Below are 18,194 nucleotides of genomic sequence, written 5' to 3'. Positions count from 1 at the left end.
ACCGCCAAACTGTGGACATCAATCGCACATGCTGATCGGGAGCACACATGAGAATCTGCCTGTATGGCGCGGGAGCCGTGGGGGGGGTGATTGGCGCGCACATTGCCGCCAGCGGACGCGCACTGTCGGTCGTCGCGCGCAGTGCCACCTTCGACGCGCTCCAGCACAATGGACTGGGGCTTGAGGCCGACGGCAAGCGCACTCACTACCCGGTGCGTGCGGTGGCGGACCCGGCCGAACTCGGCCCGCAGGATCTGGTGATCGTGGCCGTGAAGGAGCCGGCGATGGCAGCAGTCGCTGCAGGCATTGCACCCCTGATCGGCCCCGAAACGAAGGTCATGACCGCGATGAACGGCGTGCCCTGGTGGTTTTTCGACGGGCTTCCGGGGCCGCTCGAGGGCGCGGTGCTCAGCAGCGTCGACCCGGAAAACGCGCTGCGTTCGAAGATCCCTTCGGCGCAGATCATCGGCTGTGTCGTGCACATTGCCTGCAGCACTGCCGAACCCGGTGTCAGCATCCAGAAAATGGGAAACGGCCTGATCATCGGCGAGCCCTTTGGAGCCCCCTCCGACGCAACCCGGGCGGTGGCGGCAACGCTCGCCGACGCGGGGCTCGACATCACCCTGAGCGAACACATTCAGCGCGAGATCTGGTTCAAGCTCTGGGGCAACATGACCATGAATCCAATCTCGGCACTCACCGGCGCCACCTCGGACCGCCTGCTCGACGATCCGCTGGTAAATGCCTTTTGCGTCAGCATCATGGAAGAGGCCGCGAGCATCGGGGAGTACATCGGCTGCCCGGTTGGCCAGGCGCCGGCAGCACGCAACGACATCACGCGCTCCATGGGCGCCATGAAGACGTCGATGCTGCAGGACGTCGAAGCCGGACGCAGGCTTGAAATCGACGCGTTGCTGAGCGTGGTGCACGAGATTGCGGGCAAGGCCGGCATTGCCGTCCCCAACATTTCGGCCCTGCTCGGCCTAGTGAGGGTGTTCGCACAGAGCCGCGGCCTGCGCTAGGCGCGGGGCGGCCCCGCCCGATCTATCCAACGCTCGCGCTCAGCTTTTCCGATACGTACTCGCCCCTCGACGTCGCGTTGTTCTGCTGCCCGTTCAGCACACACCAGGCTGACAACTCATCGGGAACAATCTGGCACTCGATGGCCCGCACGCCCGCGCGCTGAAATTCCCTGCGCGCCCTGACCGCCATCGCCTTCCATTTTTCAAACGAGTCTTCGAAGCACTCGGGGTCGGTGGCGCATGCCTTGACCTGTGCCCAGGTTTCTTCTGTGTACCAGGTGAGGCCGACGATCATCGCCTGACTGCGTTTCTTCGCTCTCAGGCGTTGCAGGAGTGGGGGCTGTTTCATGTTGAACATGTTTCCGGGAAATGGGTGATGGAGCGCGCCACCCGGTCAGGGTCGGAGGGCGCAGCGGATTGGCATCGAACCTGCTTATCGGCTCCATGCAGCGCGCAAGGCGGTCTTTTTGTCGCGCTTTTGTCGCACCTTTGTCGACAACCAAACCATGGAGAACATCGTGCCCGCATTGGCTGAGAAGACGACACAGATCGAATTGAAGGACGCCAAACCCAAAGGCTTGAGCATGACGCAACTGGGTGTGCCCGTTCTGGAAAGCACCGTGGTCAAGAAAGGCAAACTCCAGGAGTTCTTCCAGTTCCTCGATGACGGCACGGTCGGGCGCCGTTTCCAGAACATCCGCGTCACCGGCATCAAGACATCCGAGGGCGGTGTCGAAGCGGCCAAGATCTTTGTTCAGTTCGAGGTCTTCGGTGACGACAATGTACCGCTCGCAGGCAACAGCGGCTTTGGCTCGGCACTGCTGGGCGGCGGCGATACGCTGACTGAACTGCCGGCAAACACGGTGTTCATGCCCTACGCCAGCGCCTGGTTCGAGAACCAGTTTGTCTACGATGTCCCCACCGAGGTCTTCGATCGCGCCGATCACTTTGCCTTCGCCGCAAACGCCGACCAGGTGCGCACGCTCTGATGTCACCGGACGCTTGCGGACGCAGGTGTTCATGACGCGATGCGCTGCGCCAGCACATCGGCCGCGGCGCTGATATCGACACTGCGCCGGCGCATCAGCGCGAGCATTTCGTTCAGCAGGATTGCCGGCGAGTCTTCCATGACGCCCTCACCGACCAGCCAGCACGCAAGCGCAGCTTCATCGCGACCAAGGGCGCGTGCGGTTTCACGCTGCCAGTCGCTGCCATACAGCAAGCGTGCGCTGTCACGGAACCACGTCCTGGCCTCGGCGTCGTCGCCATCGACATTGCCCGCGGTGGGTGCCGACTCGGGTGCTACGGGTGTCTCCTGCATGGCTTCGGCGAGCCGGCTCAGTTCGGGCAACACGGAGCGCACCAGTTCCAGCCCGGACAGGGGCACGATCCAGCACCGTTGGCGCGGGCTCTATCGGGTTCTTGGCACCCAGCGCAGCATGCGCTCGATGGTGTCGGTGTAGTCCGCCTTGATGATGATTGCCTCATCGCTTGCGAACACCCACGGATTGGCCGGCAGGGGTCTGGTCTTCAGACGCGCCCGCGCTTCTTCCACTGACAGCATGCTTGCTCCTTCGCTGCGATACGTTTGCGTGATTCAGATCGGGAATCGAATAAGCACGGATGGTGCCAACTGCAGCGCTGCGCTGCCCGAATGGCCGAAGCGCCACCATGCACATGAAGGAGGACACCCGCAACATGCCCATCACCCACGACCACACCGCATCCTCGCCCCACGAGCTCGACGCGCTCATCGAGGCCTTGCGCAACAGCATCGCTCACCACCTCGCCACCGGCAGTCCGCGCTCGGCGGCCAGCGGCCGCAAGGCACTTGAGCAACTTGGCGCCCTGCTCGACAGCCCGGGGGGCACCGCCGCCTGCGGTGGCGGCAGCATCGAGCATCAGCCCGCGCTTGCCGGACTGCTCGCCCTGCTTTCGCGCCAGGCGATTGCCACGCCGCACGCCGATGCACGCCGGATTGCGCGCAGCCTGGAAGCGCTCAGTCACAGCGCCGACACCGGGATGGGCGACGTGCTGCGCGCGCAGATCGTGAAACTGGCGGAGGCGTGGCGGCTGCGGGAACGCCGCGCAGGCGATCTGGAACGTCATGTCGACGAGTAGTCGAACGCGCCTCAATCACGGAACAGGCCCCAGAATTGCTCGTCGCGTGAGGTCGAGGGCAAACTCCCGCCTTCCTGTCTCAAACCCGACGGAGATCGAAACATGCCTTACACCCCGGTGTGCAGGCTGAGCAGCCTGATGGAAGGCGATGCGGCGCCCTACACCGTTGAAGGACGCGAAGTCATCCTGCTGTGGCCGGAAGGCGGCGAGCTGCAGGCCTTCAACGGGCTCTGCCCGCATCAGAACGTTCCGCTCTACCGTGGCGAGTTCAACGGCCGCTACCTCACCTGTCCCGTCCATGAGTGGGTGTTCGACGGGCGCGACGGCAGCTGCGTGCGGGGCGAGGAATGCAGCCTGCCGAAGATCCCGCTGCGCGTGGTCGACGGAATCGTGGAGATCGAAACGCACGCCAGCACAGCGTCGTCAGCGGCGTAAGCCAGCAACACTCGCACGCCGCGGTCAGCGTGGTGCGCGACGCTCGGCGAGGGCGCAGAAGAAGGGCACGTACTGCGCGTGACCGCCACAGAACACAAAATCGAGCCGCAGCGGGTCAGCGGGGTCGGTGATGCCCTCCAGCGCGGGCCAGGGTTCGAGCGCCGGGTCCGCGGCATGCAGCTGCAGATGGCTCGCGTCCAGTCCGGGACGACGCACCTCGCCACCGCTGCTGTCGATATAGATCACGGTGCTGCCGGCGCCGAAGGTTTCGCCCAGCGCCTGTACCAGCGTGAGAAAGCCGCGATCGCTGCCGCCACGCAACTGGAGGCGCTGCCCGTCCACCGTCTGCGTACTGGACGTGACCGTATCGCCGACCCCCACGATGAGCGGCATGTGCGCGGGATCGAAGTGCGTGCGCGCAAGTTGCAGCAGTTCGCCGTGATCGCGCGGAGCCTGGCGGGCGTTGAAGTGCTCGCCCAGCGGATAGTGACCGGTGTGCTCGAAGTAGTACTGATTGAGTATCACCAGCACGCCGACCTCCTTGACCGCCCCCCGGATCATGAACTGGAAATCGGTGGTGCCGGCGCTGCTGGCGTCGCCATGCCTGATGCGCTCGCGGCCCTGCGCATCCGTGCCGAGATTGGGCGCGAGGTGCACGAAGAAGGCCTGCTCGAGCCCGGCACTCGCCGCCTCGCTTTGCAGCCCGTCCATGAACGCTTCCACTGCCTGCTGCAGCTGGCGGTAGCGCGCGGGCTGTGCGCCGAAGCGGTGGTAGAGCTGGTTGATGTTGATGGTGGGCGAAGCGATGTTGTCGAGCACGGTCGACGCCACTGCGTCGTCAATCTCGCCCGCATCGAGCCCGAACGGCGCCGTCGCCAGCAGTTCGCGCAGAAAGCGCTCTGCCCGCGCGGGCACGGCCTGCAGGAAGGCCAGCTCATCGTCACTCACGCCGGGGTGCGACACCGCCCCGTAACGGTCCTGAAACTGCACGCCACCAGCGGCCAGTCCAGGCAGATAGAGGCCGTGATCCTGCGCATCGGCAGGCACATCGAGCGCCTTGTCGACGATGTCATTCACGCCGCGGCGACCGACGTGTTCGCCATTGGTGAGCACGTAGAACTGCCCCGCGAGCCTGCGCGCCGCTTCGACGTAGCGGGACTCGATGCTGCGGGTCAGCGGGTCGCGAACAAGGCCCATGCAGACACCGTCCAGGTCCTGGATGATGAGCAGCCTGTCGTGGGCGGCAAGGGCGCCGAGCAGGCCGGCATGGTCGAGCGAAAAGGCAGGAGCGGCATGTGTCATGGCCTCATTCTATCGCCTGCAGCAGGCCACACCCGAACACCACGGCTGCGGGCCCTGCCCGCACGCCTCAGTCGAGCCGCGCCAGCGCCGGGAAATACCAGCCGAGCGAGAACGTGCGCGCCACGTAGTTCACATAGAGCGCAGCCCACAGGCCGTGATTGCCCCAGGGCTGCAACAGCCACCAGGCCAGCACGAAGACCGCGGTCGAGAACAGCATGGCGTTGCGCATCTCGATGCTGCGCGTGGCACCGATGAAGATGCCGTCGAGCTGGAAGGCCAGTACGCCCGCAAGCGGCGCGAGAGCCGCCCACGGGAGATAGATGCGGGCCGCCGCACGGGTTTCCGGGTCGGTGGTGAGTGCATCCACCACCCAGGGCCCTGCAACGAAGTAGACGCTACTGACCAGCAGGGCGACGAACACCGCCCACAGGGTGCTGACGCGGACCGCCGCACGGAAGCCGGCGCGGTCGCGCGCACCCAGCGCACGCCCCACCAGGGCCTCTGCAGCAAAGGCGAGCCCGTCGAGAAAATAGGCGCTGATCGATACGAACTGCATCAGCACTGCATTGGCAGCCAGCGTGACATCGCCATAGCGTGCGCCCTGGGCCATGAACCAGACAAATACGAAGATCAGCGCCAGCGAGCGGATCATGATGTCGCGGTTCACCGCCAGCGTGCGCTTCAGCCGCTCGGTCACCAGCAGATTGCCAAAACGCAGCTGCGCGCCGTGACGGCGCATGTAGCGCACGGCGATCGCCAGCCCGACCAAGGCGGCGAAGTATTCGGCAAACAGGGTACCGAGCGCCACACCGCGCACGTCGAGCCCCAGCCCGAGCACGAAGAAGGCGTCGAGCGCGATATTGACGATGTTCAGCACCAGCTGCAGCACCAGACCGATGTCGGTGCGGCCCAGCCCGATGAACCAGCCCAGCAGCGCATAGTTGGCCAGGGTGGCGGGTGCGGCCCAGATGCGGATATCGAAATAGCTGCGCGCCAGGCCCTCGGTCCTGTCGCTGGCTTCGAGCAGCGCAAAGGCGATCTCGCGTATCGGCCACTGCAGGCCGACCAGCGCAGCTCCGACCACCGCGGCGATCAGCAAGGCCCGCCCCAGCCCGGCCACCAGCTCTTCGGTATCGCCGCTGCCTAGCGCCTGCGCAGTCAGGCCCGTGGTGCCCATGCGCAGGAAGCCGAAGCCCCAGAACACAAAAGTGAACACCAGTGCGCCCAGCGCCACTGCTGCGATATAGGCGGGATCGGGAATGCGCCCGACGATGGCCGTGTCGACAACGCCGATCAGCGGCGTAGACGCGTTGGAGAGCATCACCGGCAGGGCGATGCGGAGAACAGTCCGGTGATCCATGAAAGACAGGGGGCGTTGGGGGCGACCGGCCGAAGCCTAACCGTTCAGGCGTGGCGGTGGAATGAAGTGCAGGAAATTCCTGCCTTATCCGGCGCTCAATAGACGCCCGCCCCCCGACCACATGCACACCCGGTTACGCCCGCCTTCCTTGGCTTCGTAAAGGGCCTGGTCGGCACGCGATAGCATGCTCTCTGCCGGAGCGCCATCAAACACGGCCAGGCCGATACTGATCGTGATCTGGATCAGGCCATCGTCGCAATCGAGCGGCGCATTGCATACCGCCCACCGCAAACGTTCGGCCAGGCCGAAGGACGTCTCGTTCGTCGTACCGCGCAGCAGGACGGCAAACTCCTCGCCCCCCAGGCGCCCGGCGACATCCTCTCGCCGCAACACCTTGGTGATCACGTCTGCCAGGTGCTTGAGCACGCGGTCGCCTACCGGATGACCGTAAGTATCGTTGACCCGCTTGAAGTGGTCGATGTCCAGCATCAACAGGGCACCCGGACGGTCGTCCACGCTCTGCTGTTCGGCCACCGTGCGTTCGAGCTCGGCCATGAAACTGCGGCGGTTGGGCAGCGTGGTCAGCGGGTCCGTGGCCGCCAGGGCGGCGAGCTTTCTTTCATAGAGCTTACGCCCGGTAATGTCGCGCACCAGCCATACATGGCCGAGGCGCTCGTCACCATGCATGATCGTCACCCAATCGACTTCAAACGCCTGGTTGCCCGCCGCGTCGATTTCGATCGTGTGTGCCAGCCCAACGTGCGCCCCCTCTTCGAGCTGCAGCCATCTCAGGTCGAGTTCGGGAAAGCGCTCGCCCAGCGACTGCCGCGTCATGCCCACCAGCGAAGACGACGGCAAGGGAATCGACAGCAGCTCGCACAAGCCCTGGTTGACCATCACGATCCGGTCGGCCGAGTCTTCCAGCAGTACGCCACCGGGAAAGCGCTCGAGCAGTGCGGTCAGACGTGTGCGCTCGGTGATGAGCGCCGCTTCTGCGGCCTTTCGTTCGGTGATATCCACCAGGGTCCACAGCATCTCGCTGTCGGGCTGCTCCTGATCGAGCACCGTGCCATGCATGTCGAACCAGCGCGCCTTGCCGTCGGCGTCGCGCAGCGGATACTCGAAGCGCGCAAACCCGCTTGCACGCAGCGTGTCGACGTACCCGCCCATGGCCTGCCACGACGCATCGTCGACATGCAGGGTGCGCAACTCCACCCCCTGCAGCATCTCCCCCGGCGGCGCAAAGATCTGGTGTGCGCGCTCATTGGCATACAGCACATACCGGTCAGGGGAGGACACCACGATTGCCGCCGCATTCTGGTCCAGCAGCGCACGCCGGAACTGGTTGGCGGCCACCCTCTGGGTGACATCGGTAATGGTGCCGATCATCTTTTTCGGGACACCGTGTTCACGCTCGACGACGCTTCCCCGCCATTCGATCCACAGCCAGTCGCCCGATCCCTTCTTTACACGGAACTCTTCGGTGGCGACCTCATCCGGCCTGAAGCGGATCTGATTGGACAGACTCGACTTGATGCGCGCCCGGTCCCTGGGGTGAACGAGCGCCATGAACGCGTCGTGGGTGGACTCGATGGCGCCCTCGGCGTATCCCGCCATGCTGTAGCAGCGCGCATCCCATTGCGCTTCGCCACTATCCAGATCCCACTCCCACAAGCCGTCCCGAACCGCGGCCACGGTGAGGCGCAGACGCGCTTCGCTGTGGCGCAGGGCGTCGGCCGCTGCGTGGGCTTCGCTCACGTCCTGAATGTAGCCATGCCACAGTGTATGGCCCTCGGGCGTGCGCTCCGGGCTGGAATGCCCGAGCAGCCAGCGAACCTTGCCGTCTTCGGTACAGACGCGATACTCGCAGCGCCAGATGGAGAGCTGACGGGCCGAGTCGCGAATCGAGGCCTTCACCCGCAGCAGATCGTCCGGATGAATGACGGCAAAGACTCTTGCTGCCGATACCTCGACCTCAGCCGGCGAAATGCCATAGATGTCGATAACCCCGGGGCTGACGTAAGGAAAGCAGGACGTGCCGTCGGTGCGTTCGAGATACTGATACACCATCCCCGGCACCTGCTCGACCAGCTTGGACAGCCGCGCCCGCAGATCGAGCTCGCGCGCTTCGGCCAGCTTGCGCTCTGTAATGTCCAGATGCGTGCCAACCATCCGCACTGGGTCGCCGTTCTTGTCGCGTGCCATGATCTCGCCACGGCTATGCACCCAGACCCAGTGACCGTCGCGGTGACGCGCCCGGTAGTCGGCTTCGTAATAGTCGCGTTCGCCCCGGAAATGCGCATCGAGCGCAGACTGCACGGCGTCCCAGTCGTCCGGGTGCGTGAGCCTGGACAGAGACTTGAGGTCATGCTCGGCCTCGTCCTCGTCATAACCCAGCATCTGCGCCCAGCGCGCATTGCCCTGAATCCTGCCGCTCGCAAGATCCCAGTCCCACGATCCGAGGTCTCCCCCGCGCAGAGCGAGTTCAAAGCGCTCCCCGCTTTCGTTCAGATGTGCAAAGTCGCGACGCTTCTGCGCAAACAGCCAGGTAATCCAGGCCGCGGCCAGCAAGAGCAGCGCCGAACCGAACAGGTTGTGCAGGACCGCCGCATCGACGGCTTCCGCGATCCCACCCATCGCCACGCCTTTGTCCAGCCCCAGGCTGACGACCACCGGGTAAGCTGCCACGCGCTGCCAGGCGTAGAAACGCTCCACGCCATCCACGGCGGCAACGGCATCGTAACTGCCCTGCTGCGCCCCGAGGTCACCGATAAAGGGCCGCACGTCGGGAACGCTTTTGCCCAGCACCTCTTCCAGCAGGTGCGAACGCGTCAGATAGGCCCCGTCTTCGCGCAGCAACGCCACCACGTCGGTCGGATCGGGAAAGATCTGACGGAAAGACTGGGCGAGATACTCCGGCGAGATCGAGATCACGACGACGCCGGCAAACACGCCATGCGTCAGGACCGGCCGGGAGAACTGCACCGACCAGCGCTGCGACACACGACCGAAGACCGGGTGACTGATGTAGAGCGCAGGCACGATGCCGGACCCGTGCGCCTTGAAATGGGCGCGGTCGGCGATGGACACCCGGGATTCACCTTCAGCGGGCAGGCCGAGATTCGAGAACACCATGTAGCCTTCGCCGTCGGCCACGCTGGCCTGAACCAGCGCCCCTTCAGGAAGCGCGTCGCTCGCCTCGACAACGGCTTGGCGCAAGCGCTCATCGTCACCCGAAATCCACGCCGACGCCATGTTGCGCGCGATATGATCGATATCGAGCACCATCGACTCGACCTGTGCGGCCAGCGCCTGTGCCGTCTGGCCGGCGCGCAGGCGGGCCTGACGCTCGGCATCGAGCAGTTGCTGCTCGTTCGATTGCAGCAGCGAAGCCCAGTAGATGAACAGGGCCACAAGCAGCACCGCCCAGCCGATGACAGCGCGTGGCGACAGCACGTACTTGAGCGAAGCGAGAACCCTCATTGGCTCCCGGCTCCTTCCACGACACGAGGCAATAATGCTTTAGCTATAGACATCGGCAGACGCATGATAGCCGACACATCCGCTTGCCATCCACGCGATTGTGCACAGTAGCGGTCAGATCGGATGCCCCGCAAGCACACGCTTTGCAAGCGTCCGGTGCTTGTGCAGATACTCTGCAAGTTCGCTCACCGGCATCGGTACGCCTAGCAGATAGCCCTGCAGCACGTCGCATCCGTTGGCACGCAGGAAGTCTGCCTGGGCCTCGGTTTCGACACCCTCGGCCACCACGTCAATGCCCAGTGCATGCGCCATCTGGATGACGGCGATGACGATCGCCGCACCCTCCTGGTCCGCCGGCAGGTCACGCACGAAGCCCTGGTCGATCTTCAGCGTACTCACATCGAAACGCTTCAGATAACCCAGCGACGAGTAGCCGGTGCCGAAGTCGTCGATGGACAGCTTGAAGCCGGCAACGCGAAACGCCTCGAGCACCGTGGCACCACGCGCATCGGTCAATGCACTTTCGGTGAGCTCGACCTCGAACCTGCACACGGATTCGCCGTGGGCGGCAATCGTGTCGCAGAAGTGCTCAACCAGGGCCTCGCCCTGAAGCAGCTGGTGCGAGGACACGTTGACGGCGACCGTGGGGAACTCGAAACCGGCGCCTCTCAGAACGCCGAGATCCGTGCAGACCCGTTCCAGCATGCAGTCGCCGAGCGCGGAGATCAGGCCCGTGCGTTCCGCCACCGGAATGAACTCGCCCGGCGAAACCACCTGACCATCCGGCATGCGCCAGCGCGTCAGCGCCTCCACACCGACCACCGCTCGCGTTTTCGCGCACAACTTGGGCTGATAGGCGACCCAGAGGCCAGTGCCATTGTTTTCGAGCGCCTGACGCAAGGCGGACTCGAGCCTGAGGTCCTGGCGCACCTTGCCGTCAATCGCCTCGGAAAAGAACTGGAAGCGGTTCTTGCCCTGTGCCTTGGCGACATACATCGCCATGTCGGCGTGGCGCAGCAAGGCAGCCGGATCGTCGCCATCGACCGGCATCATGGCGATGCCCACACTGAGCCCGATATGGGTCGGCGTGGGCTCGGTCGAAAACGGCTTGCCGATCGCCGCAATCAGGTTACGGGCCACCATTGCCGCATTGTCCGGGCCACCGATATCGAACAGCACCACGGCAAACTCGTCCCCGCCAATGCGCGCAACGACATCGCCGTTGCGCACGGTGTGCAACAGGCGCTGCCCGATCATGCACAGCACCTGATCACCGACCTCGTGGCCGAAAGAGTCGTTGACCTTCTTGAAGTCATCGACATCCAGGAAAAGCAGCGCAGCCGAATTCGCGTCGCGCCCGACACGGCCAACAGCCTTGCGCAACTCCTGTTCGAACAGGCGCCGGTTGGGCAGGCTGGTGACATGGTCGTACAGGGCGAGGCGCTCCAGGCGTCGTTCAGTGCTGGACACCTGCTTGCGCAACCTGCTGGTGAGACGATAGGCGAGGCTCAGCGCCACCGATGCAATACCGAGCACACCGCCCGCATATTCGAGCAGGCGCCAGTACAGGGAGCTGAAATCCACATTCAGGATCAGGGTGCCGACGGTGCCATCCTCCACCCGAACCGATTCGCGCATCACCCCACCCATCAGACCCAGCGTGGTTTCGCTCGGCAACGCATTGGCGCCGAGCCAGTCGCCGTCGATGTCCGGCTCCAGCGAGGGCGGAAACGCAGGATCATTCTCCGGCCACGAGGCCAGAAAACTGTTGTCGGCACGGTACAGTGCCCCCGACAGGATGCGCGGCGTCAGGCGGATGGCCGCAATGATCTCGCCCGCTGCGCCGGCATCATTGAACACCACCGCAGCGTTGCTGTTCTCGGCGATGATCGCCGCTTCGGTCGCGAGGTCGTCAAGCAGGACCTGGCGCCCGACGAAATACTGATGAACGATCAGCAGGACGAAGGCAATGAGCAGTGCCAGGCCGGTCGACAGGAAACTCAGGCGGTGAGCGCGCGGAATGCGGTGTGCGAAGGGCATGCCTACTCCCTCACCGAACGCGCAAGACGCAGCGCCTTCGAGCTCAGGCTCAGCCCGGAGCGGCGCAGTGCAGACAGGTCGACATCGAAGGCGACTTTCCCCGCGGCCAGCTCGAGGTTGATCATGACTCCACGGTCAAGGTAGCCCGGCGTGTCACCGGCAAGCAGCACGCCGCCGGGCAGTACGTCGCCGCGCATGTGGCTCAGCAGCGCATTGTCGCCCGGCGCAAGATAGGCTGCATGACAACGGCCGAGCGCACTGGCATCGACCTGCTTCACGCTGAGCAGCCTGTTGCGGATCATCCTGCCATCGAGCACGACCAGCGCGTCCGCAACCGGACTGTCCCTGAAGTAGCACACCGACAGGGCTTTGTCCGACTGCGCGCCGGTCACTGGCCAGTCGATGAACAGCAGCATGTTGATCAGGATGGCCGCCTTGAGGTCGGGCTCGGGCGCCCGATGCTGAGCAATCGCATGGCCGGGCAGCGCGACCGCGAACGCCAGCACGGCGGCGCAGACCAGAACGAGACAACGCATCGCAGACAGGCTCACAGCGCCACCTGCCAGCGCACGCGAATCTGCCGCCGGTCCTGGTCGATGCTGTCCTGCACGAAGGCAGACGAGGCCGGGTCGGTGTAGCGCTGATCCGTGAGGTTGTAGATGCCGACGCTCCACTCGCCCCAACCGGCAAACGGGGCCGACGACAGCACGACGTTGAGCACGCCGTGACCGGAAACCCGATCCGCTTTCGACTGGCGGGACGTCATGCCCAGCCACTGGCCGGACAGCTTCCAGCGCAGATCCAGCGGCATCGAGAACACCACCTTCCCGAGCAGGGCCGGCGAGTTTTTCAGGCTGCCGCCCTCGTTCAGGCGCGAACCTTGCCATGCGAGGCTGCCGCGGAGCACATACCCGCCCGACCAGCTGTGTTCGGCATCGACTTCGACGCCATGAACCCGTACTCGCGGCAGATTGGCATAGGCCCACATTCCGTCGTTCGCGTCGAGCTGCTCGGCAATCATGTCGTAGATGTCGTTGCGGTAGATGCTGACCCCGGCCCGGCCGCTGCGACCGAGACGAACATCGGCCGCGAGCTCGACGCTGCGGATCCACTCGGGATCGAGATCCGTATTTGCCTTCTGCAACACCCCGTCGGCATAGTAGCGTTCGTAGGCATTGGGCGGCCGATACGAATGCATGTAGGCCGCTCTCAGGGTCAGATCCCGGTCGGGCTGGTAGATCAGCGCAAGCCGGGGCGAAACGATTGCGGCGTAGTCGCTGTGCTTGTCGTGACGCAGACTCAGATTGAGCAGCCACTGCGGGCGGAAACGCCACTCGTCCTGCACGAACACACCGAACGTGCTCGACGGGCTGTTGGTGTTCAGGACCTCTGTGTAGGGATCCCGATCGAAATTGCGCTGTTTCAGGGTGGTGTTCCACTGCGCTTCGGTACCCAGCATCCAGCGGTGATCTTCACCTGCGGTTCCGTTCAGCCGGTAGTTCAGTCCGCTCCAGTCGGCGACAGCCTCGTCGCGATTGGCAACCCCGCCCACATAGCGGTAGTCCCCCCGGTAAAGGTAGGCACCGCTGAAGACCGAAAAATGCTGCCGCCACCCGGTGCTCAGGGTGTCATCGTGGGACAGCTCAATCAGCGAACTGCGGTCGAGGATCTCGCTGCCGGGTTCGCCGAAAACCGTGCCATATGGCGCGCCCGGCATCGCCTTTTCACGCGTCGCGAAGCTGCCCAGCAGACGCCAGTTGCCAAGCCTCAACTTGCCATAGACCTTGCGGTAGTGCTCACCGTCGAGGCCGCGCGCCCAGCCGTCACTCAGGCCGCTGTCGTATTCCTGGTAGTAGCGGTCCTTGCCCTCGGCACCGTAGGCGGCGAAGCCAAGGAACCAGTCGCCCCCGCCCTCCATGCGCTGGCCGGCGACCACGCCGACGCGCCGGCTCTGCCCGCTGCCCGCATCGACACTGACTCGCGTGCCATTGACATCGCCACCGTCGAGCATCACCAGGTTGATGATCCCGAACAGCGCGTTGCCGCCATAGACCGCCGAGGACGGGCCGGACACGAACTCAAGGCGCTTGATCCAGTCGATCTCGACCGGAGACTCATTGCCGATCAGGGCCTGATCGAAAAGTGCGTCGTTGCGCCGGGCGCCGTCGGTGACCAGCAGCACGCGGGAGTTGTAATCGCCGGAGCGGTTGAAGCCCCTGACGCCGAGGTACGTATAGTTCTGATCGCTGGACGTAAACACGCCGGGCACGGTGGAAAGCGCCTCACCGAGATTGCGATAGCCCTGGTTCCGCAGCTCGTCAGCGCCAATGACCGTGACCGAGGCGGGGGTGTCGGCCAGGGGCTGCGCGTAGCGCGTCGCACCCACGACTTCAATTCGCAGCAGGTCGTCGAGTGACAGCTCGGCGAGCTCGAGCTCATCAGCCACTGCGGCAGACACGCCACTGCCATGGGACGCGAATCCGATTGCAAGGGCGAGAACAAGCGATCGTAGCCGCCGGTCCTGCGTCAGTTTCTGTGCGGCATCTTGATTCATTGTTTCCAAGCCGGTTTCGGCGTTTGATTCACATGCCGAATGTGCGGCACATGCCGTGACGGTTCGCCTGAAGCGGCCCCTACTTCAGCCCGGAGAGGTAGTCGGCGACGGCGTCGATGTTGTCCCTGCCGAGCTGGGTGACGGCTGCCGTCATCGGCGCATAGAAACGTTCTCCCGACTGCGTCAGATAGCGCGTCAGACTGAGGCGGACATATTCGCGCTGCTGCCCGGCCAGACGGGGAAACGTGTCGCCCCCGCGTGCATCGTCGCGGTGGCAGCGCGCGCACAGCTTGGCAAAGTGCGCCTCACCCTCCGCGGCACGGGGGCCGGGCGCAGTCGCGGCCTGCACCGGAGCGGCCGCATAAAAAAGCACGATGGCTGCCTTGTCGCGTTCGCTGAGCACCTTCATCAGCCCCTGCATGAACTCATTCTTGCGCTTGCCGGTCAGAAAGGCATCGATCTGCCTGAGCAGATAGTCGGGATGCTGAGCAGCCAGGTTGGGGACTTCGGGATAGCGACTGATGCCCGTCTCGCCGTGGCAGTTTGCGCAGAAAGCCGAGGACTTTCTGCCCTCGGCCTGCGCCGCCTGCAGATCGGCCGGGCTGCGTTGCAGTTGTGCGACCAGCTTGTCTGCCGCAACCGCATCTGCCGCGCCGAACGACGGTAGCGACAGCCCGCCGAGCACAAGCAGGCAGCAGGCCGAGGCCAGAAACGGCCTGGCATTCGTATGAGACATCAACATTCTCCTGACAATCAACAGCCCTGAACATGCCATCGAATTCTATACCTTTAGACATAGCCTTCGAACATCATGCTGCGGCCCTCAGCGTAGCTCTACGCGCACTGGTGCGCGCTCGGGGATTCTACCTAGGGGCTAACGGTGGAGGCTTGATCAGGCGCAAACCCGGCGCGCGTCGGACGCAAGCCGGACTTGCGGCGCGCCCGCACAGCACCGCTCGTGAAATGCAAGAATGGAGACCAGCATGAGAAACCTGATGACCTGCCTGTTGTTGCTGTTCAGCACAGGGGCGATCGCCGATGACGAATCCCTCTGGGCGGCCCTCCGTGCGGGCGGACATGTGGCGCTGATGCGCCATGCGCCCGCCCCCGGCATCGGAGACCCGGCGGGCTTCGTGCTCGGGGACTGCAGCACCCAGCGCAACCTCTCCCCCGCCGGGCGCGCTCAGGCCGCCACCACCGGCGAACGCTTGCGCGCGCAGGGCATCACCCGCGCCACCATCCACTCGAGTCGCTGGTGCCGCTGCCTCGACACCGCTCGCCTGCTCGGCCTCGGCCCGGTCATTCCGACGCCGGCGCTGGACTCCTTCTTCAACGAGCGCGATCACGCCGCGGAGCGCAGCGCCGCCGTGCGCGCCCTGGTGCGGGACGCGGACACCGCAGCGGGGCCACTGATCCTGGTCACCCACCAGGTGAACATCACGGCGCTGAGTGGGGTCTATCCGGCTTCGGGCGAACTCGTCGTCATGCGCATCGCCGGCGACGCGCTCGAACTCGCGGGCCGTATTCAGCCCTTGCCGTGACCCGCGCAGCGGCGGGACGCGGTCGCGGCCGAATTGACTGAAGGCAAGCCGCGATCGTCGCGACTCCGCGATAATGGCGCTCACGCTCACGCTCCCGCACGATCCACGCCATGACTCCGAACCTGATCGTCCTCACCAACCTGCCCGACCAGCCTGCGGCCGATGCGCTCGCCGGCCACCTGGTCGCCCGGCGCCTGGCCGCCTGCGTCAACATCCTTGCCCCCTGCACATCGGTGTATCGCTGGCGGGGCGAAACCGAGCGCAGCACCGAGGTGCCGATGCTGATCAAGACCACTGCCGCGCGCTACGCCGCGCTCGAGGCGGCAATCCTTGAAGCGCACCCTTACGAACTTCCCGAGATTGTTGCAGTCCCTATCGAGCTTGGCCTCGCCGCCTACCTCGGCTGGATCGAGAACGAAACCGCGCCCGACGCACCCGCCTCCTGACACGAAAAGAACACGATGCAACGTCTGCTGATCCTGCTCGCCCTGCTGGCGAGCCTGTTTTCCCTGCCCGGCCAGGCGGCCGACCCCATCGAGCCGGAAAAGGCCTTTGCGATGACGGCCCGTGCGCTCGACCGGCAAACGGTCGAGGTCGTGTTCGACGTGGCGCCCGACTATTACCTGTACGGCAGCAAGTTCCGTTTCGACGCCGAGCCCGCGAGCGTGGTGCTGGGCGAACCCGACCGCCCGCCCGGCAAGATCAAGCAGGACGAGTTTTTCGGCGAAGTCGAAACCTATCGCGGTGAGCTGCGCATCCTGCTGCCGGTCACCGCGCCGGCCGACGTCGAGCGCTTCGTACTGCATGTCAGCAGCCAGGGCTGCTGGGACGGCGGCATCTGCTATCCGCCCACCCCGCAATCAGCCGACATCGACCTCACCACAAGCGCGGCACCGGCCGGCAACAGCCTGCTGCAGCGTGCGCTCGACCAGGCGCCGAAGGCAGCGTCGACACTGGCCGCAACGACATCCGGCGCAGCACCTGCGGTCAGCGGCGACGAGAGCGGCCGCATCGCCGGCCTGCTCAGGAATGCAAGCATCCCGCTGGTGCTGGCGAGCTTCTTCGGCTTTGGGCTGCTGCTGGCCTTCACCCCCTGCACCTTCCCGATGATCCCCATCCTGTCGGGCATCATCGTCGGTCACGGTCACCACATCTCGCGCGGCCGCGCCTTCATGCTTTCGCTCGCCTACGTGCTGGGCATGGCCGTCACCTATGCCGCTGCCGGCGTGGCCGCCGGCCTTACCGGCACATTGCTGTCGGCCGCGCTGCAGAACGTCTGGGTGCTGTCGAGCTTTGCGCTGGTGTTCGTTGCGCTGTCGCTGTCCATGTTCGGCTTCTACGAACTGCAACTGCCATCGTCGCTGCAGAGCAAGCTGGCCGATACCGCCAGTCACAACAAGGGTGGCCACCTCGGTGGGGTGGCGGTGATGGGCGTACTCTCGGCACTGATCGTCGGCCCCTGCGTCGCCGCACCGCTGGCCGGAGCCCTGCTCTACATCGCGCAGACGGGCGATGCGGTGCTCGGCGGCGGCGCGCTGTTCGTGATGGCGCTCGGCATGGGCATGCCGCTCCTCGCCGTGGGTCTCGCTGCACGTTCGGTCCTGCCCAGGACGGGGCCCTGGATGGAAGGCGTCAAGAAGGCCTTCGGCGTACTCCTGCTGGCGGTTGCGGTGTGGATGCTGATGCCGGTGCTGCCCGCACTGGCCAGCATGCTTGCGTGGGCCGCACTGCTCCTGTTCTCGGGCATTTTCCTGCACGCCATCGACCCCCTGCCGCCCGGCGCCAAGGGCTGGCAGCGCTTCTGGAAGGGCGTGGGCGTGATGCTGCTGATCAGTGGCGCTGCCATGCTGGTGGGCGCCATGGCGGGTTCGCGCGATCCGCTGCAGCCGCTGGCCGTCCTCCGCGCCGAAGCCGCCGCCACCAACCCCGCACCGGCCTTCGAGAAGGTCGGGTCGATTGCCGAACTCGACGCCCGCCTTGCCGCCACAGACCGTCCGGTGATGCTCGACTTCTACGCCGACTGGTGCGTCTCGTGCAAGGAGATGGAGCGCTACACCTTCTCCGACCCGCAGGTGGCCGGACGCATGAGCCAGATGCTGCTGCTCAAGGCCGACGTCACCGACAACAACGACGAACACAAGGCGCTGCTCAAGCGCTTCGGCCTGTTCGGCCCTCCCGGCATCATCTTTTTCGATCCCGCAGGCAAGGAGCGTGATGGCCTGCGTGTGGTCGGATTCATGCCGGCACAGGCGTTTGCCGAAGTGCTCGACCGCGCCCGCTGATGCCCCTGCACAAGCCGTTTCTGCAGGCGCGAACGGGGGCCGGCGAACGCCCGG

The 18,194-nt window shown here is 65.1% G+C and carries 17 protein-coding genes; 7 read left to right on the top strand and 10 right to left on the bottom strand.

Annotated features, from left to right (window positions below; genetic code table 11):
- The first annotated feature begins 47 nt into the window (after positions 1–47).
- On the top strand, positions 48–1,022 hold the full coding sequence (locus CEW83_RS16250) for a 2-dehydropantoate 2-reductase (protein WP_108950270.1): 975 nt from the start codon (positions 48–50) through the stop codon (positions 1,020–1,022).
- 22 nt (positions 1,023–1,044) lie between these two features.
- Here CEW83_RS16250 and CEW83_RS16245 read toward each other — a convergent pair whose 3' ends face one another.
- Positions 1,045–1,371: a hypothetical protein gene (locus tag CEW83_RS16245; RefSeq protein ID WP_159099480.1), complete on the bottom strand. Its 327-nt coding sequence runs from the start codon at positions 1,369–1,371 to the stop codon at positions 1,045–1,047.
- A 169-nt stretch (positions 1,372–1,540) separates the two neighbouring features.
- On the opposite strand from CEW83_RS16245, the gene CEW83_RS16240 reads away from it, so the two are divergent.
- Complete coding sequence (locus CEW83_RS16240; protein WP_234418866.1) at positions 1,541–2,011, top strand: hypothetical protein; 471 nt, start codon at positions 1,541–1,543, stop codon at positions 2,009–2,011.
- A 29-nt stretch (positions 2,012–2,040) separates the two neighbouring features.
- Here the strand turns inward: CEW83_RS16240 and CEW83_RS16235 are convergent, their stop codons facing one another.
- Positions 2,041–2,409: a hypothetical protein gene (locus tag CEW83_RS16235; RefSeq protein ID WP_108950267.1), complete on the bottom strand. Its 369-nt coding sequence runs from the start codon at positions 2,407–2,409 to the stop codon at positions 2,041–2,043.
- A gap of 24 nt (positions 2,410–2,433) precedes the next feature.
- The gene (locus CEW83_RS21115) at positions 2,434–2,586 is read right to left on the bottom strand and encodes a hypothetical protein (protein WP_159099479.1); all 153 of its coding nucleotides are present in this window, start codon (positions 2,584–2,586) and stop codon (positions 2,434–2,436) included.
- Positions 2,587–2,645: 59 nt separating this feature from the next.
- Between CEW83_RS21115 and CEW83_RS16230 the strand changes: the two genes are divergently transcribed.
- Positions 2,646–3,143: a hypothetical protein gene (locus tag CEW83_RS16230; protein WP_108950266.1), complete on the top strand. Its 498-nt coding sequence runs from the start codon at positions 2,646–2,648 to the stop codon at positions 3,141–3,143.
- A 102-nt stretch (positions 3,144–3,245) separates the two neighbouring features.
- Positions 3,246–3,578, top strand: coding sequence for a Rieske (2Fe-2S) protein (locus CEW83_RS16225; protein ID WP_108950265.1), 333 nt, complete (start codon positions 3,246–3,248; stop codon positions 3,576–3,578).
- A gap of 24 nt (positions 3,579–3,602) precedes the next feature.
- Here the strand turns inward: CEW83_RS16225 and stpA are convergent, their stop codons facing one another.
- The 7 genes from stpA to CEW83_RS16190 form a co-directional block, all read right to left on the bottom strand.
- A complete protein-coding gene (gene stpA, locus CEW83_RS16220; protein ID WP_108950264.1) occupies positions 3,603–4,880 on the bottom strand; it encodes a glucosylglycerol 3-phosphatase in 1,278 nt (425 codons plus the stop codon).
- 67 nt (positions 4,881–4,947) lie between these two features.
- A complete protein-coding gene (locus CEW83_RS16215) occupies positions 4,948–6,240 on the bottom strand; it encodes an MATE family efflux transporter (protein WP_199915141.1) in 1,293 nt (430 codons plus the stop codon).
- Positions 6,241–6,324: 84 nt separating this feature from the next.
- A complete protein-coding gene (locus tag CEW83_RS16210) occupies positions 6,325–9,723 on the bottom strand; it encodes a PAS domain-containing protein (RefSeq protein WP_108950263.1) in 3,399 nt (1,132 codons plus the stop codon).
- A gap of 114 nt (positions 9,724–9,837) precedes the next feature.
- Positions 9,838–11,763 (bottom strand): putative bifunctional diguanylate cyclase/phosphodiesterase, encoded by a 1,926-nt coding sequence (locus tag CEW83_RS16205; RefSeq protein ID WP_108950262.1) that lies wholly within the window; start codon positions 11,761–11,763, stop codon positions 9,838–9,840.
- Positions 11,764–11,765: 2 nt separating this feature from the next.
- Entirely contained in the window at positions 11,766–12,314 is a 549-nt protein-coding gene (locus CEW83_RS21110; protein WP_234418864.1) for a YfiR family protein, read from the bottom strand.
- On the bottom strand, positions 12,311–14,317 hold the full coding sequence (locus tag CEW83_RS16195) for a TonB-dependent receptor plug domain-containing protein (RefSeq protein WP_108950261.1): 2,007 nt from the start codon (positions 14,315–14,317) through the stop codon (positions 12,311–12,313). Before CEW83_RS16195 ends, CEW83_RS21110 begins: the two co-directional genes overlap by 4 nt.
- 79 nt (positions 14,318–14,396) lie before the next feature.
- Positions 14,397–15,053, bottom strand: coding sequence for a c-type cytochrome (locus tag CEW83_RS16190; protein WP_108951476.1), 657 nt, complete (start codon positions 15,051–15,053; stop codon positions 14,397–14,399).
- Positions 15,054–15,300: 247 nt separating this feature from the next.
- Between CEW83_RS16190 and CEW83_RS16185 the strand changes: the two genes are divergently transcribed.
- The 3 genes from CEW83_RS16185 (at position 15,301) to dsbD (ending at position 18,140) form a co-directional block, all read left to right on the top strand.
- Positions 15,301–15,858 (top strand): histidine phosphatase family protein, encoded by a 558-nt coding sequence (locus CEW83_RS16185; RefSeq protein WP_108951475.1) that lies wholly within the window; start codon positions 15,301–15,303, stop codon positions 15,856–15,858.
- Between the two features lie 110 nt (positions 15,859–15,968).
- On the top strand, positions 15,969–16,304 hold the full coding sequence (gene cutA, locus CEW83_RS16180) for a divalent-cation tolerance protein CutA (RefSeq protein ID WP_108950260.1): 336 nt from the start codon (positions 15,969–15,971) through the stop codon (positions 16,302–16,304).
- A gap of 15 nt (positions 16,305–16,319) precedes the next feature.
- On the top strand, positions 16,320–18,140 hold the full coding sequence (gene dsbD / locus CEW83_RS16175) for a protein-disulfide reductase DsbD (protein ID WP_108950259.1): 1,821 nt from the start codon (positions 16,320–16,322) through the stop codon (positions 18,138–18,140).
- The last annotated feature ends 54 nt before the right edge of the window (positions 18,141–18,194 follow it).

Source organism: Parazoarcus communis (genome assembly GCF_003111645.1).
In the GTDB taxonomy this organism is placed as follows: Bacteria; Pseudomonadota; Gammaproteobacteria; order Burkholderiales; family Rhodocyclaceae; genus Parazoarcus; species Parazoarcus communis_A.
Note: the sequence above shows the minus strand (reverse complement) of the source record. Positions and strands in the feature narration are given on the sequence as shown.